We start from the raw sequence: 14631 nt of genomic DNA, 5'->3' as shown, positions 1-14631 counted from the left end.
TAGACCTTACGGGTACAAGTGGAACGACGATGTTGGGATACCGCTGTGAAGGCCCGTAACCGCCTGGCCGCCCTTGGCGCCGCTGTGTGCATGACCGTGACGCTGGCCGGCTGCGGAGGCCTCTCCTCTGACAACGACGTGACCCTCAAGGTCGTCGCGGCCGACTACGGAGACAGTTCCGAGAACAGCTCCACCGCCTACTGGAAGGAGCTGGCCGCCGCCTTCACCGCGGAGCACCCCGGGATCAAGGTCGACGTCAGCGTCTACTCCTGGGAGGAGGTCGACGCCAAGGTCGCCGAGATGGTCAAGAACGGCGAGGCCCCCGACGTCGCGCAGATCGGCGCGTACGCCGACTACGCCGCCGACGACAAGCTCTACACCGCCGACGAGCTGCTCGCCGTCTCCACCGAGGCCGACTTCCTGGCCCCGCTCGCGGACGCCGGCAAGGTCAAGCGCGTGCAGTACGGCATCCCCTTCGTCTCCAGCACCCGGCTGCTCTTCTACAACAAGGACCTCTTCGAGAAGGCCGGCATAGCCGCGCCGCCCAAGACGTGGGCGGAGCTGGAGGCGGCCGCGAAGAAGCTCAAGGGCGAGGCCAAGACCCCCTTCGCGCTGCCCCTGGGCCGCGAGGAGGCCCAGGCCGAGACCATGCAGTGGCTGCTGGCGGGCGGCGGTGGCTACACCGACAACGACGAGGCGTACGCCATCGACTCGGCGGAGAACGTCAAGACCCTGAACTGGGTGAAGGAGCACCTGGTCGAGGCGGGGCTGACCGGCCCGGTCAAGCCCTCGCAGCTCAACCGCCAGGCCGCCTTCGACGCCTTCTCCAACGGCGAGGTGGGCATGCTCAACGGCCACCCGGCGCTGATGAAGCAGGCCACGGCCAAGGGCGTGAAGTTCGGCATGGTGCCCCTGCCGACGCCCCGCGGCGAGGAGGAGCCGACGATGGGCGTGGCCGACTGGGTGATGGCCTTCAAGAACGGCCGGCCCAAGGAGGCCGGCGCCTTCCTCGACTACCTCTTCGAGGCGAAGAACGTCACCAGGTTCACCTCCACGTACGGCCTGCTGCCGGTGACCACCAGCGGCTCCCGCGCCATGGAGGACGCGACCGGCGCCGACGCCGGGCTGAAGACCTTCCTCGGCGCCCTGCCCAACTCCCGGCTCTACCCGGCCGGCAAGAAGTCCTGGCCCGCGGTGAGCGAGGACATCAAGCAGAAGATCGGCAAGTCCATGGACGAGGGCCAGAGCCCCGACCGGACGCTGGAGGAGATCGCCGGCGCCGCCCGCGCAGCGGACCAGCAGCGCTGACGCCGCGCCCTCGGGGGGGTGCCTGGGCCCGGCTCCCGGGAGGGTCCGGCTAGCGGGAGGGCGGCCGGCTACCGGGAGGGCCGGGCCACCGGCAGGGTCCGGCTACCTGGAGGGCTGGGCTACCAGGAGGGCCCGGCTAGCGCCGTGCGGTGCGCCGGGCCTCCCGGATCCGGCGCAGCCGGTTGACCGTGCCCGGCGCGTGCGCGAGCGCCCGCGGGTCGTCCAGCAGGGCGTTGAGCAGCTGGTAGTACCGGACCGGGGAGATGCCCAGGCCCTCGCGTATGGCGCGCTCCTTGGCGCCCGGCCCCGGCCAGCTGCGCCCCTCGTACGCGAGCACGGCGGCCTCGCGCTCCGAGAGCGCGGCCCCTGCCTGCTCGTGTTCCGTCATACCTCCACACTATCGGCGCACGCCGACAGCCCTGCCGGTGTCCCCGAGCGTCTCCAGCAGCGTCCGCAGGTCGCCCGCGAGCCGCTCTCGCCGCTCCGGGTCCAGGCCGTTGAGCAGCCGGTCCTGGGTCGCGAAGTTGTCCACCAGCGCCCGGTCGACCAGGTCGAGACCCGCCGGGGTGAGCGAGACGTGGAAGCTCCGTCCGTCCGCCTCCCGGCGGGTACGGGCGATCAGCCCCCGCGCCTCCAGGCGGTCCAGCCGCTGGGTGATGGCCCCAGAGGTCACCATCGAGGCCCGCATGAGCTCCGCGGGGGTGAGCTGGTGCGGGGCCGGGCTCCTGCGGAGCGTCGCCAGCAGGTCGAAGGCGGAGGCGTCGAGGTCGTGCGCCGCGTAGGTGGAGCGCAGCTCGGCGTCGATGATGTGGGAGAGCCGCTTGATCCGGCCGATGACGCCCATGGGGGAGGCGTCGGCGTCGGGGGCCTGCTCGGCCCATTGCGCGATGACGCGGTCTACGTGGTCGGTCATGACCGCACTGTAGTCGGTACCTTAGCGCTGAGATAAAGCCCGGGGGTTAACCGGAAGCACCCCGCACCGTGGGCCGTGCGCCGGTAGGGTCGGGGCCATGGGGAGCCAACCGCACCGCATGCCCACGCCCACCACTCCCGCAGGCCGCGAAGCGCTCGACGCGCTGCTCCGCACACCGGAGCGGTCGGTCGTCGCCCTCGACTTCGACGGGACGCTCGCCGAGATCGTCCCCGACCCCGACCAGGCCCGCGCCCACCCCGGTGCGGTCCCCGCGCTGTCGGCCCTCGCGCCCCGCGTCGGCTCCGTGGCCGTGATCACCGGCCGCCCGGCGGGCGTCGCCGTGCGGTACGGCGGCTTCGCCGGCGTACCCGGCCTGGAACACCTGACCGTGCTCGGCCACTACGGCGCCGAACGCTGGGACGCGATATCCGGCACCGTCCACGCCCCCGCCCCGCACCCGGGCGTCGCGGCCGTCCGGGCCGAGCTGCCAGGGTTCCTCGACGCGATCGGGGCCTGGCAGGGCACCTGGATCGAGGAGAAGGGGCGGGCCGTCGCGGTCCACACGCGCCGTGCCGCCGATCCGCAGGCCGCCTTCGAGACCCTGCGGGAGCCGCTCGCCGAGCTGGCCCAGCGCCACGGGCTGATCGTGGAGCCCGGCCGGGCCGTCCTGGAACTCCGCCCGCCGGGCATGGACAAGGGCGTCGCCCTGGCCGAGTACCTCGCGGAGACCGGCGCGGGTGCCGTGCTGTACGCGGGCGACGACCTGGGTGACCTCGCGGCCTTCTCCGCCGTGGAGAAGCTGCGGCAGAACGGGCTGCCGGGGCTGCTGGTGTGCAGCGGCAGTGCGGAGGTCGCCGAGCTGGCCGAGCGGGCGGACCTCGTCCTGGACGGCCCTCCGGCGGTCGTCACCTTCCTGGCCGACCTGGCCGCCGCCCTGTCCTGACGGGGCCGCCGCACGGGCCGGGTGCCGGTCCCGTGCCGGGTGCGGTGCGGTGCGCTGCCGGGTGCCTGTCGGGGCCGGGTGCGGGTGCGTTGCCCTGCGGGGCTGGTTCCCCTACCCGCCCTTTCTCCGTTTCCCGGGCTTCGCCCGGACCCTTCGGGGGCTCCGCCCCGGACCCCCGCTCCTCAAACGCCGGAGGGGCTGTATTCAGCCTCGCCGGCGTTTGAGGCGCGGGGTCCGGGGCGGAGCCCCGGTTTCGGGAAAGGGGCGGGGTGGGGAAACGGCTCCGCGCAGCGGCAACGGCCCGCACCCCCACCACGCCGCACCCGACATACGTACCCGCGCCCCCGGCACGCAACGGCACCCGGCACGGGACCCGCGCCCCCGGCAACGCACCCCACCCGGCACGGGACCCGCGCCACCGGCAACGCACCGCACCGCACCCGGCACGGGACCGGTACCCGGTATCAGCCGTCCAGGCGGACCGGCATCAGGAGGGAGAAGCGGTGCTCGGCGCCGGGGTGGCGGACGGCCACCGGGGCCGTCGGGGCGCCGAGTTCGAGGACCAGCCGGTCCGCGCCGCCGGCAGCCAGCGCCTCCAGCAGGAAGTCCCGGTCGACCCCCACCCGCTCCGGCTCGTCGTCCCCGTCCGCGCAGACGGCGACCGCGCCGTCCGACACCGTGAGCACGCTGACGTCCCGCCCCGCGTCCCCGTCCCCCGCCCGGACCGGACCGGCCGACAGCGCCGCGCGGAAGGCCGGCACGTCGACGAGCGCTCGGCGTCCCTCGGGCAGGCTGACCAGCCGGCGGTAGTCGGGGAAGTCGTGGGCCAGGGCGCGGCCGGAGGTCTGGCGGTCGCCCGTCTCCAGGGTCACCCGGCCGCCGTCCACGGTGAGCCGGGCCTCGGCGGCGTCGTCGCCCAGCAGCGAGCGCATCGCGTCCACGAGCGGGGACGGTACGACGGTCTGCCTGCGGGGCCCGTCGTGGCCGGTGGCGCCGGTGCGGGCCACGGCCAGCCGGTACCGGTCGGTGGCCACCACGTGCAGGTGCTCGCCCTCGGCGTCGAACAGGACGCCGCCCAGCGCCGGCAGGTCCGGGTCGGTGCCGGCCGCGAACCGGACGGCGTCCAGCGCGGCGGCCAGGCCGGCCGCGGGGACGGAAAGGCGGAGGGTGGCGGGGTGTGCGGTCATGGGGTTCTCCCTGTGCTCCAGCAGTGCTCGGACCGCGGAGAACTCGGCGCGCGCGTCGGCCAGGCCCCGTTCGAGGCGCCGCAGATGGGCCTCCAGCAGCTCCCGTACGACGCTGGAGTCCGTGCCGGACCAGCCGGCCAGGACGAGCCTGACGTCCGCCAGGGGCATGCCGGCCCCGCGCAGCCGGGCCAGCAGCCGGGCCTCGTCGAGCTGTTCTGGCCCGTACCAGCGGTAGCCGCTCACGGGATCGACCCAGGCGGGGACCAGCACGCCGGCCCGGTCGTAGAACCGCAGGGCGCTCACGCCCAGTCCGCCGTCGCGGGCCATCTCGCCGATCGTGCGCATCTCGCTCTCCACACCCGGAACCCTGGGGCCTGCACCAGGTCGAGGGTCAATCACCGGGGTGTCCGTCCGGTGCGGCCGCCTCGCGGAGGGCCGTCAGGACGCGGGAGAGGGCGGGGGCGGAGTCGGCGCCCCGGCGGGTGGCGGCGATGACGTGCCGCAGCGGCCGGTCGTGCGGGAGGGGCCGGACGGCGACGGCGGCGGCGCGGGCGGCGGCCATGCGCGGGATCAGCGCGACGCCCATGCCCGCCTCGACCATGGCGAGGATCGCGGTCCAGCCGGCCGCCGAGTGGGCCTGTTCCGGGACGAAGCCGGCCGCTTCGCAGGCGGCGCGGGTGATCTCGGACCAGGGGCCGCTGCCGCCGAAGATCCAGGGGTCCCCCGCCAGGTCGGCCAGCCGCAGCTCCCCGGCCCCGGCGAGCGGGTGGCCCGGCGGCAGCGCCACGTCCAGGGGGTCGGCGAGCAGCGGTACGCGGGTGAAGCGCGGGTCGGCCGCGGTGGGGGCGTGGGCCGCGAGCGAGAGGGCGAGGTCGACCTCGCCGGAGGAGAGCAGCTCGTACGACTCGGCCGCCTCGGACTCCCGTACCCGCACCTCCAGGGCGGGGTGCGAGCGGCGCAGCGCCACCACTGCGGGGACCACGAGGGCCGGTACGGCGGTGGAGAAGGCGGCGACGCGGACCTCGCCCGCCTCCCCGTGCGCGTACCCGGCGAGTTCGGCGTCCGCCCGCTCCAGCTGCGCGAACACCGCCTCGGTGTGCCGGAGTACGAGGTGCGCGGCGTCCGTGAGCCGCACCCGGCGCCCCTGCGCCTCCAGCAGCGTCACCCCCAGCTGCTTCGCGAGCCCGGACAGGGCCTGCGAAACGGCCGAGGGCGTCATCGTCAGCGCCTCGGCCGTCGCGGTCACCGTCCCCCGCTCGCTGAGCGTGCGCAGGATCCGGAGCTTCCTGAGGTCCCACTCGGTCATGAGCGCAACCTACCTGCGCGCCCCCAGCGTCACGCCGCCCAGGATCAGCGCCATGCACAGCAGTTGGAGGGGGCCGGTGGCCTCGCCGAGGAGGGCGAAGGACAGGACGGCGACGCAGACCGGCTGGAGGTAGTACACGACGCCGGCGCGGGCGGCTCCGACCAGCGCGATCGCCTTGTTCCAGGCGAAGAAGGCGAGGGCGGAGGAGAACACGCCCACGTACAGCAGCGGCCCGACGGTGCCGGGGGTGGCGTCGAAGGGGCCCTGGACGGCGACGGAGACGGCGTACGCGGGGGCCAGCATCAGGGCGCCGAGCACGAAGGTGGCGAACAGGAAGGCGGGGCCGCCGATCCCGGAGGGCTTGCGCCGGACCAGGGCGCTGTAGGAGGCGAAGGACAGGGCGGCGCCGAACATCCAGAGGTCGCCGGCGGCGAGGTCGATGCCGGGCGAGCCCTTGCCGACCAGGAGCAGCACGCCGAGCGCGGCGACGAGGAGTCCCGCGGTGCGGCGGGCGCCGAGGCGCTCGCCGCCGAGCCTGCTGAAGAGGGCCATGACCACCGGGGAGGCGGCCATGATCATGCCCATGTTGGAGGCGGCGGTGGTCAGGCCGGCCTGGTTGACCAGGGTGTTGTAGACGGTGACGCCGAGCAGGGCGGCGAGGGTGACGAAGCCGAGGTGTTCGCGGATCAGGGCCCGCTGCCGCCAGGCCTCCCGCGCCGTGAAGGGCGCCACGGCGGCGATGGCGACGAGCCACCGCCAGAAGGCGGCCTGTACGGGCGGGACGCTGTCGGCCAGTCCGCGGGAGGCGACGAAGCTGCCGGACCAGACGACCGTCGCCACCAGGGCCAGGAGGAGTCCGAGGCCGGCGGCCCCCTTCTTCGTGCGGGCCCCCCTCGTTCCGGTGGCCTGCTGCGGTGCGGTGCGGACGCGGTCCATGACGGCCACGGTTCGCCTTCCCTTCTCCCTTGGGGTGTCGTGTCGGTTCGTGGACCTACCGTCGCATCCCGCCATTGCTCAGGTCCATCGAAAACTTTCGATCGTTCTGTTCAGTTGAACTGAACGGTTCGTGGCGGGCGACCACCGGGGAGGCGACCGCCCCGGTCCGCCGCCGCGCCGGCAGCTGGCCCACCACGGTGGCCCCGAAGGCGACCGCCATGCCGAGCAGCTGGACGGGCGAGAGGGCCTGGCCGAGGGCGGCCCAGCCGATCACGGCGGCGGTCAGCGGGGAGAGCGGGCCGAGCAGGGTGACGGAAGTGGCGGTGAGCCGCCCGATGCCGCGGAACCACAGCCAGTACCCGACGGCGGTGTTGACCAGGGCGAGGTAGCCGTAGCCGGCCAGGGCGCGGCCGTCGAGCGCGGGCGGCGCGCCCTCGAACAGCGCGGCCACCGGCAGGATCAGCAGGCCGCCGGCGGTGAGCTGCCAGCCGGTCATCGCGAGCGGGCCGACGCCCTCGGGGCGGCCCCACCGCTTGGTCATCACGGTGCCCGCGGCCATGGAGGCGGAGGAGGCGACGCCGGCCAGTACGCCGACCAGGTCGAGCGCGGCTCCGGCCTTGAGTACGACCATGCTCACACCCAGTGCGGCGGCGACGGCGGCCAGCAGGGTCCGGGTCGTCGCCCGCTCGCCCAGCAGCAGCGCCGCGAGGCCGGCGACGAACAGCGGGCCGATGGAGCCGATGACGGCGGCGACACCGCCGGGGAGGCGGTAGGCGGCCAGGAAGAGGAGCGGGAAGAAGGCGCCGATGTTGAGGGCGCCCAGGACGGCGGACCGCCACCACCAGGAGCCCTTGGGGAGGGTGCGGGAGACGGCCAGCAGGGCGAGGCCGGCGGGCAGGGCGCGCATGGTGGCCGTGAAGAGCGGCCGGTCCGGCGGCAGGAACTCGGTGGTGACGGCGTAGGTGCTGCCCCAGGCGACCGGGGCGAGAGCGGTCAGTGCGACGACGGCGGCGCGGTTCATGGCGGGACCTCGGCTTCCCCTGTGGAGGTGATCGAGCAGGTCGCTGGAAATACCTTAGCACTCAGTTACTTAGTAGCAAGCTAAATCTGGAGACGGGTCCGCCCGGGCGCGGACGGGCGGCCGGGAGATACTGCGGCGCATGGACGAAAGCCCCCATCCCGACCAGCCGGAGCCCCAGGACGCCGTCGACGCCATCGGCGCGCAGTGGCACACGGTCCGCCCCGAGCTCGACGTCTCGCCCATGGGGGTGTTCGGCCGGATCCACCGGATCAGCCGCGCCGTCACGGACGCGGCGGAGAAGACGTACGCCCGCCACGGGATCTCGAGCGGGGAGTTCGACGTGCTGGCGACGCTACGGCGCTCCGGCGAGCCCTACACCCTCTCGCCGCGGCAGCTCTCGGCCACCCTGATGCTCACCACCGGCGGGATGACCGGCCGCCTGGACAAGCTGGAACGGGCCGGGCTGCTCTCGCGCAGCCCCGACCCCACCGACCGCCGCGCGCTCCAGGTCACGCTGACCGAGCGGGGCTTCGAGCTCGTCGAGGCCGCCGTGGTGGCCGGCCTGGAGACCCAGCACGCCTGCCTGGCCGGACTCGACCGCGAGGAGACCGCGGTCCTCACCGGCCTGCTGCGCAAACTGCTCGCCGGCCTGCCCGGGTAGACCCCGCGGGAGCCGACGGCCCCCGGAAACGGGAACGGGGCGCCCCGGCCCGTACCTGCACACGGACGTGTGCGTACGGGCCTGGACGCCCCGGCGCGAAATGGGGGTGGGGGTCAGCCCTGCTTGGCCTGCTTGCGGGACTTGTCGCCGACCATCACGAGGCCCGCGATGACCAGGAACAGCACGATGGGCGTGAACACGAACAGACCGAGGGTCTCACCCACGCTCAGGCCCGGGCCGGGGTCGTCACCGTCGTCGCGCGTCAGCGCGAGCGCGGGAGACGTCATGAGCAGCATCATCAGCGTCGAGCCGGCCGCGACGGCACCGGCGCGCAGAGCGTTCTTCTTGTCCACGGTGCCAAAGTAGCGAACACCCGATCGGCTCGCGCGCCCGGGGGTGCCGTACGAGGTCACGCCCCCTCCCGCAAGGCTCTCATCAGCGCGTTCAGCCGCGGCGAGGCCACCACCTCCTCCAGGGCGAGCGGCCGGCCGGACGCGTCGGCGACCGGCAGCCGCCAGTTCGGGTACTCGTCCCAGGTCCCCGGCAGGTTCTGCGGGCGCCGGTCCCCCACCCCGTCCGGCAGCCAGACCCCGACCAGCCGGGCCGGGGTGCGCAGCAGGAAGCCGTACAGCGCCCGGACGGCGGCCTCCTCGTCGTCCGCCCCGAGCCCGAGGCGGTCCAGGAGGGCCAGCCACTCGGCCGTCTCGGCCCGGTCGGCCGCCCGCTCCTCGGCCAGCGGGCGCGTCAGCAGGCCCAGCCGGTGGCGGAGTTCCACGTGCTCCCCCGTCAGCCGGGCCGCCGTGGGCGGCAGGTCGTGGGTGGTGGCCGTGGCCAGGCAGTCCGCCCGCCAGCGCTCGGGCGCCAGCGGCAGGCCGTCACCGGACCAGTCCCGCTCGAACCACAGCACGGACGTGCCCAGCACGCCCCGGCGCGCCAGCGCCTCCCGCACCGACGGCTCCACGGTGCCCAGGTCCTCGCCGATCACCACCGCCCCCGCCCGGTGTGCCTCCAGCACCAGCACGGCGAGCATCGCCTCGGCGTCGTAGGAGACGTACGTCCCTTCGGTGGGCGGCCGCCCGCCCGGCACCCACCAGAGCCGGAACAGGCCCATCACGTGGTCGATGCGCAGCGCCCCCGCGTGCCGCAGCAGCCCCCGCAGCAGCCCGCGGTAGGGCGCGTACCCCGAGGCGGCCAGCGCGTCCGGACGCCACGGGGGCAGGCCCCAGTCCTGGCCCCGCGCGTTGAAGGCGTCCGGCGGCGCGCCCACGGACATCCCGGCGGCGAAGGCCCCGGGCCGCGCCCACACGTCGGCGCCCTCGGGGTGGACGCCCACCGCGAGGTCGTGCACCAGGCCGAGCGGCATCCCCGCCTCCCGGGCGGCCCGCTGGGCGGTGGCGAGCTGGCCGTCCGTCAGCCAGGCGAGCCAGCGGTGGAAGGCCACCTCGGCCTCCGGGGCGGTGTCCGGCCAGGCGGCCGGATCGGGCCCGTGCGCGGCGGCCAGGGCGCTCCAGCGGGCGTGGTCCTCCAGGGCCCGGCCCTGGGCGGCGAGGAACTCCCGGTGCTCGGCCTCGCGGCCCGGGGCGCGCGGGACGGCGTACAGCACCCGCAGGGCCTCGGCCTTGACCTCCCAGACGGCGTCACGGTCGATCAGGCCGCCCTTGTCGAGCACCTCCTGGCGCAGGACGGCGGCGCGGGCGGACAGCTCCGCCAGCGCGGCACGCCGTTCCGGGCCGGCCTGCTCGTACTCCGGGACGTCCTCCACGCGCAAGTGGACGGGGTCGGGGAAGCGGCGCGAGGAGGGGCGGTAGGGCGAGGGGTCGGTCGGGCGGCCGGGCACGGCCGCGTGCAGCGGGTTCACCTGCACGAAGCCGGCGCCGTGCGTGCGGCCCGCCCAGGCGGCGAGCTCCGCCAGGTCGCCGAGGTCCCCCATGCCCCAGGAGCGGTGCGAGAGCAGGGAGTAGAGCTGTACGAGGAGCCCGTGCGCCCGTTCCGGCGGCGCGGGCGCCCGCTCCGGCGCGACGACCAGCGTGGCCCCGCCCTGCCGCCCGTCGGGCGCGACCACCCGTACCCGGTGCACGCCGAGCGGCACGGCGCCGGGCCCGCCGGACGGGCCGTCAGCCGCGCCTGTACGCCCGCCCGCGCCTCTTCCCGTGCCCGTGTACGCATCCGTGGCCGAGCCCGCGGCCGTGGCCGTGGCCGCGCCCGTGGCCGCACCCGAGTCGGTGCCCGCGGACGCGGACGCGGACGCGCTCGCGCTCGCGGGAGGTTGCGCAGCGGACGTGCCCGCGGCCCACTCGACGCTACCGCCGTCTTCCAGCTCCACCCGGATCCGCGTGCCGGGCGGCAGCCCGGCCAGGGCGGGCGGCGGGGCGGCCGGCCCGCCCGGCACCCCGCCCGGCACCCCGCGCGGGAGCGGCACCGGCGGCCCGGCCCACCACCACACCAGCGTCGCCGGCAGCAGCCGGGCTGCGGCCTCGTCCTCGGCGGCCCGGAGGGCGGCGGAGACCGCGGCCGGGGTCGACGCGTCGACCCCCAGGGCCGCGAGCACCGCGACGACGGTGGCGTCCGCGACCGGGACGCTGACGCCCTCGGAGGGCTCGTAGGAGGTGGCTACTCCATGGACTGCGGCGAGCCGGGCAAGGCCCATCTAGACCCCTGTCGGCCCCTGGTCCGAGGCCGCACCGGGGGCGGTGGGCTCGCTCGTCAGAGGGGCTGCTTCCGCGAGCGGCGGCTCGCTGGTGAGTGGTGCGGCGTCGGCGAGCGGCGGCTCGCTCGTGAGGGGCGGCAGGGAACCCTGCCGCGGCAGGTGCGGGAGAGGGGCGGCAGAAACCGCTCGGGCCTGTTTGGAACGGGTCCTTCCGGACATGTGCGCACTCCTTCGTGCCGAATCGGAACATCGGGGGCCTACCCCGGCCCTTCGCCGCGCATTCCTGCACTCCAGGCGCCTTCCGGCGAAATGATCTCGGGTCATAACGGTCACAACGGCCATGGGCGTTGACACTTCAGCCGCACGGGTGGTGGGCTCGGGCTCATTCGTACGAGCGGGGGGGCCGTCTCGACACGAAGGAGGCCCGGGTGCCGATCCGGGGCAGGAAGCGCACCACCGCCGTCGCGATCGCCGTCGTGGGCGGGCTGCTCGCGGCGCCCGGGGCGCTGGCGGCCCCCGCTCCGACACCCGTGACCGGGCCCGCCGCCGGGCCGACGGACGCTCAGCCGCCCGTCCGCGGCGCCGCGTTGCCCGCGCTCTGGCCCCGCCCGCAGTCCCTGCTCGCCTCCGGTCCCGGCGTGCCGCTGGGCGCCGAGGCCGTGCTCGTCACACCGGCCGGGACCGACCCGTACGCCGTCGAGGTCGTCCGTACGGCGCTGCGCGCGGCCGGGGTACGGACCCTGCACGAGGCTGCTCCGGACGCCCCGCTGCCCGCCGGCGGCACCGTCTTCCGCCTCCAGGGCCCCGACGCCGAACAGGCCCTGCGCGCGCTCGGCGCCACCGAGGCCGCCGACCTGCCGGCGGGCGGCTACCGGCTCGCCGTCGGCGCGTACGCGGGCCGGGACACCGTGGCCCTCGTCGGCACCGGCCCCGACGGGCTCTTCCACGCCGCCCAGACGCTGCGCCAGCTCGTCCCCGCGGGCGGCAGGGTGCCCGGCGTCCTGGTGCGCGACTGGCCCGCGGCCGCCGTCCGCGGCATCACCGAGGGCTTCTACGGCGAGCCGTGGACCCGCGAACAGCGCCTGGCGCAGCTCGACTTCCTGGGCCGCACCAAGCAGAACCGCTACCTCTACGCCCCCGGCGACGACCCGTACCGCGGCGCGCGCTGGCGCGAGGAGTACCCGGAGGAGCAGCGCGAGGACTTCCACGCCCTGGCCGCCCGGGCCAGGACCAACCACGTGACCCTCGCCTGGGCGGTGGCCCCCGGCCAGAACCTCTGCCTGTCCTCGGCGGACGACCGCGCGGCCCTGATGCACAAGCTCGACGCCATGTGGGCCCTGGGCGTACGCGCCTTCCAGCTCCAGTTCCCCGACGTCAGCTACACCGAGTGGCAGTGCCGGGCGGACCGGGAGCGGTACGGCAAGGGGCCCGAGGCGGCGGCGCGGGCCCACGCGGACCTGGCGAACACGGTCGCCTCGGAGCTGGCCCGGCGGCACCCGGGCGCCGAGGCCCTGTCGCTGCTGCCGACGGAGTTCTACCAGGACGGCGCCACCAAGTACCGCACCGCGCTGGCCCGGGCGCTGGACGAGCGGGTCGAGATCGCGTGGACCGGCGTCGGCGTGGTGCCGCGCACCATCACGGGCCGGGAGCTGGCCGGGACGCGCGCGGTCTTCGGGCACGCGCTGGTCACCATGGACAACTACCCCGTCAACGACTACGCGCCCGAGCGGCTCTTCCTCGGCCCCTACCAGGGCCGGGAGCCCGCGGTGGCCAACGGCTCGGCGGCGGTGCTGGGCAACGCGATGCAGCAGGCCGCGCTGTCCCGCGTACCGCTGTTCACCGCGGCCGACTACGCATGGAACCCACGGGGGTACCAGGCCGGCGCCTCCTGGGCCGCGGCCCTGGACGAGCTGGCGGGCGGGGACGCGCGGGCGCGCGAGGCCCTCGGGGCGCTGGCCGGGAACACCGCGTCCTCCGTGCTGGGCGCCGACGAGTCCGCGTACCTGCGGCCGCTGCTCGCCGAGTTCTGGGCGGCGCGCGGCGGTGCGGACCGGGCGGCCCAGGACCGGGCCGCGGACCGGCTGCGGGCGGCGTTCACGGTGATGCGGGAGGCGCCCGAGCGGCTGCGCGGTCCGGCGGACGGCACGCTCGGCACCGAGGCGGGGCCCTGGATCGAACAGCTGGCCCGGTACGGCGCGGCCGGCGAACTGGCCGTCGACCTGCTGCGGGCCCAGGGGCACGGCGACGGCGCGGCGGCCTGGAAGGCGCAGCTGGCGCTGGCGGAGGCCCGCAAGGCCGTCGGGGCGGCGGACTCCTCCGCGGTGGTCGGCAAGGGTGTGCTGGGGCCGTTCCTGGCCGAGGCGGCCGAGGCCGCCGACGAGTGGACCGGCGCGAGCCGCCGGGCCGTGGGCACGGTGTCGCGGGACGACCGCTCGTACACCGTGCAGTTGGGCGGCGTACGGCCGGTCGAGGCGGTCACCGTGATGACCGGGCCCCGCGCGGACGCGCCGGCCGGCGACCGGGGCGCGGCCGTCGAGGCGCACGTGCCGGGCGAGGGCTGGCGGAAGGTGGGCGACGTCTCGCCGAGCGGCTGGACGCAGGCGCACGCCACGGGGCTGCGCGCCGACGCCATACGGCTGGTGTGGGCGGGCGAGGCGCCGGCGGTGCACAAGGTGGTGCCGTGGTTCGCGGACGACCCTTCGGCCCGCTTCGAGCTGGCGGGCAGCGGGCGCGCGGACGCGGAGATCGGCGGGTCGGCGCAGCGGGTCACCGCGGAGCTGGCGGCGCTGAAGCCCGGTGGGGTGCAGGGCGCGATGACCGCGCGGGCGCCGCACGGGATCCAGGTGAAGGTGCCGGCCAGGACGACGGTGCCGCGGGGCGGGAAGCTGACCGTGCCGGTGGAGGTCGTGGTGCCGGAGGGCACGCCGCCGGGCGTGTACGAGGTGCCGGTGTCCTTCGGCACCGAGTCGCGCACCCTCACGGTGCGGGCGTTCCCGCGGACGGGCGGCGCCGACCTGCTGGCCGGGCGTCCGGCCGCGTCCTCGGGGGACGAGACCCCCGCCTTCCCCGCGTCGGCGGTGACGGACGCGGACCCCGCCACCCGCTGGTCCTCCCTGCCGGAGGACGGCGCGTGGTGGCAGGGCGAGCTGGCCGGACCGGTGCGGCTGGGGCAGCTGGTGCTGCACTGGCAGGACGCGTACCCCTCCTCCTACCGGGTGCAGGTCTCCGGCGACGGCGTGACGTGGCGGACCGCGGCCGTGGTCGCGTCCGCGGGCGGGCGCGAGTCGGTGCGGATGGACGAGGCGGGGACGCGGTTCGTGCGGGTGCTGTGCGATGAGCGGGCCACGCGGTACGGGTGCTCGCTGTGGGGTGCGGAGGCGTACGCGGTCACGCCGTAGGCCGCTCCCGCACCGGGTGCCGGTCCCGTGCCGGGTGCGGGTCCCGTGCCGGGTGCGGTCCCGTGCCGGGCGCGGTCCCGTGCCGGGTGCGGTGCGGGTCCCGTGCCGGTGCCGGTCCCGTGCCGGATGCGGGTCCCGTGCCGGTGCCGGTCCCGTGCCGGATGCGGTGCGGGACCGTCTGCCGGGTGCGGTGCGGGCCGTCTGCCGGGTGCGGGTCGTTGCCCTGCGGGGCGAGTCCCCTACCCGCCCTTCCTCCGTTCCCCGGGCTTCGCCCGGACCCTTTCGGGGGCTCCGCCCCCGGACCCCCGCTC

At 75.8% G+C, this 14631-nt stretch carries 13 protein-coding genes; 4 read left to right on the top strand and 9 right to left on the bottom strand.

All coding sequences use genetic code 11. The annotated features are described in order from the left end of the window. Nucleotides 1-90 precede the first annotated feature (90 nt). Nucleotides 91-1308 carry an extracellular solute-binding protein gene (locus tag ACIQUQ_RS30435; RefSeq protein ID WP_403982348.1) on the top strand — a complete coding sequence of 406 codons (1218 nt, stop codon included), beginning with the start codon at nt 91-93 and terminating at the stop codon, nt 1306-1308. 136 nt (nt 1309-1444) lie between these two features. Here ACIQUQ_RS30435 and ACIQUQ_RS30430 read toward each other — a convergent pair whose 3' ends face one another. Both ACIQUQ_RS30430 and ACIQUQ_RS30425 read right to left on the bottom strand, forming a co-directional pair. After that, nucleotides 1445-1696 (bottom strand): DUF3263 domain-containing protein, encoded by a 252-nt coding sequence (locus ACIQUQ_RS30430; RefSeq protein WP_403982345.1) that lies wholly within the window; start codon nt 1694-1696, stop codon nt 1445-1447. A 9-nt stretch (nt 1697-1705) separates the two neighbouring features. Continuing rightward, on the bottom strand, nt 1706-2221 hold the full coding sequence (locus tag ACIQUQ_RS30425) for a MarR family winged helix-turn-helix transcriptional regulator (RefSeq protein ID WP_403982343.1): 516 nt from the start codon (nt 2219-2221) through the stop codon (nt 1706-1708). Nucleotides 2222-2318: 97 nt separating this feature from the next. On the opposite strand from ACIQUQ_RS30425, the gene otsB reads away from it, so the two are divergent. Beyond that, nucleotides 2319-3164, top strand: coding sequence for a trehalose-phosphatase (otsB, locus tag ACIQUQ_RS30420; protein ID WP_403982341.1), 846 nt, complete (start codon nt 2319-2321; stop codon nt 3162-3164). Nucleotides 3165-3628: 464 nt separating this feature from the next. Here otsB and ACIQUQ_RS30415 read toward each other — a convergent pair whose 3' ends face one another. Genes ACIQUQ_RS30415 through ACIQUQ_RS30400 form a run of 4 tightly spaced genes read right to left on the bottom strand, consistent with a single transcriptional unit; the run spans nt 3629 to nt 7614 of the window. Continuing rightward, nucleotides 3629-4696 (bottom strand): MerR family transcriptional regulator, encoded by a 1068-nt coding sequence (locus ACIQUQ_RS30415; protein ID WP_403982339.1) that lies wholly within the window; start codon nt 4694-4696, stop codon nt 3629-3631. Nucleotides 4697-4742: 46 nt separating this feature from the next. Then, nucleotides 4743-5657: a LysR family transcriptional regulator gene (locus ACIQUQ_RS30410; RefSeq protein ID WP_403982336.1), complete on the bottom strand. Its 915-nt coding sequence runs from the start codon at nt 5655-5657 to the stop codon at nt 4743-4745. Nucleotides 5658-5666: 9 nt separating this feature from the next. Then, a complete protein-coding gene (locus tag ACIQUQ_RS30405; RefSeq protein ID WP_403982578.1) occupies nt 5667-6593 on the bottom strand; it encodes a DMT family transporter in 927 nt (308 codons plus the stop codon). 55 nt (nt 6594-6648) lie between these two features. Continuing rightward, nucleotides 6649-7614 (bottom strand): EamA family transporter, encoded by a 966-nt coding sequence (locus ACIQUQ_RS30400; protein ID WP_403982333.1) that lies wholly within the window; start codon nt 7612-7614, stop codon nt 6649-6651. 139 nt (nt 7615-7753) lie between these two features. On the opposite strand from ACIQUQ_RS30400, the gene ACIQUQ_RS30395 reads away from it, so the two are divergent. After that, complete coding sequence (locus ACIQUQ_RS30395; protein WP_403982330.1) at nt 7754-8275, top strand: MarR family winged helix-turn-helix transcriptional regulator; 522 nt, start codon at nt 7754-7756, stop codon at nt 8273-8275. A 113-nt stretch (nt 8276-8388) separates the two neighbouring features. On the opposite strand, the gene ACIQUQ_RS30390 is transcribed toward ACIQUQ_RS30395, so the two are convergent. The 3 genes from ACIQUQ_RS30390 to ACIQUQ_RS30380 are packed head-to-tail and all read right to left on the bottom strand — an operon-like array spanning nt 8389 to nt 11141. Further along, on the bottom strand, nt 8389-8628 hold the full coding sequence (locus ACIQUQ_RS30390; protein WP_403982327.1) for a hypothetical protein: 240 nt from the start codon (nt 8626-8628) through the stop codon (nt 8389-8391). A 56-nt stretch (nt 8629-8684) separates the two neighbouring features. Beyond that, the gene (locus ACIQUQ_RS30385; protein WP_403982325.1) at nt 8685-10922 is read right to left on the bottom strand and encodes a 4-alpha-glucanotransferase; all 2238 of its coding nucleotides are present in this window, start codon (nt 10920-10922) and stop codon (nt 8685-8687) included. Then, on the bottom strand, nt 10923-11141 hold the full coding sequence (locus ACIQUQ_RS30380; RefSeq protein WP_403982322.1) for a hypothetical protein: 219 nt from the start codon (nt 11139-11141) through the stop codon (nt 10923-10925). A 209-nt stretch (nt 11142-11350) separates the two neighbouring features. On the opposite strand from ACIQUQ_RS30380, the gene ACIQUQ_RS30375 reads away from it, so the two are divergent. After that, nucleotides 11351-14320 carry a beta-N-acetylglucosaminidase domain-containing protein gene (locus ACIQUQ_RS30375; protein WP_403982320.1) on the top strand — a complete coding sequence of 990 codons (2970 nt, stop codon included), beginning with the start codon at nt 11351-11353 and terminating at the stop codon, nt 14318-14320. Nucleotides 14321-14631 lie beyond the last annotated feature (311 nt).

Origin of the sequence: Streptomyces sp. NPDC101118 (genome assembly GCF_044759445.1) — a bacterium.
In the GTDB taxonomy this organism is placed as follows: domain Bacteria; phylum Actinomycetota; class Actinomycetes; order Streptomycetales; family Streptomycetaceae; genus Streptomyces.
This window is presented reverse-complemented; position numbering and strand designations above follow the sequence as displayed.

Bases quoted from the DNA above. Each gene is read 5' to 3' on its own strand.
- ACIQUQ_RS30415 (WP_403982339.1), bottom strand. From the start codon at position 4,696: ATGCGCACGATCGGCGAGATGGCCCGCGACGGCGGACTGGGCGTGAGC.
- ACIQUQ_RS30385 (WP_403982325.1), bottom strand. From the start codon at position 10,922: ATGGGCCTTGCCCGGCTCGCCGCAGTCCATGGAGTAGCCACCTCCTAC.
- ACIQUQ_RS30410 (WP_403982336.1), bottom strand. From the start codon at position 5,657: ATGACCGAGTGGGACCTCAGGAAGCTCCGGATCCTGCGCACGCTCAGC.
- otsB (WP_403982341.1), top strand. From the start codon at position 2,319: ATGGGGAGCCAACCGCACCGCATGCCCACGCCCACCACTCCCGCAGGC.
- ACIQUQ_RS30395 (WP_403982330.1), top strand. From the start codon at position 7,754: ATGGACGAAAGCCCCCATCCCGACCAGCCGGAGCCCCAGGACGCCGTC.
- ACIQUQ_RS30405 (WP_403982578.1), bottom strand. From the start codon at position 6,593: ATGGACCGCGTCCGCACCGCACCGCAGCAGGCCACCGGAACGAGGGGG.
- ACIQUQ_RS30435 (WP_403982348.1), top strand. From the start codon at position 91: ATGACCGTGACGCTGGCCGGCTGCGGAGGCCTCTCCTCTGACAACGAC.
- ACIQUQ_RS30400 (WP_403982333.1), bottom strand. From the start codon at position 7,614: ATGAACCGCGCCGCCGTCGTCGCACTGACCGCTCTCGCCCCGGTCGCC.
- ACIQUQ_RS30380 (WP_403982322.1), bottom strand. From the start codon at position 11,141: ATGTCCGGAAGGACCCGTTCCAAACAGGCCCGAGCGGTTTCTGCCGCC.
- ACIQUQ_RS30425 (WP_403982343.1), bottom strand. From the start codon at position 2,221: ATGACCGACCACGTAGACCGCGTCATCGCGCAATGGGCCGAGCAGGCC.
- ACIQUQ_RS30430 (WP_403982345.1), bottom strand. From the start codon at position 1,696: ATGACGGAACACGAGCAGGCAGGGGCCGCGCTCTCGGAGCGCGAGGCC.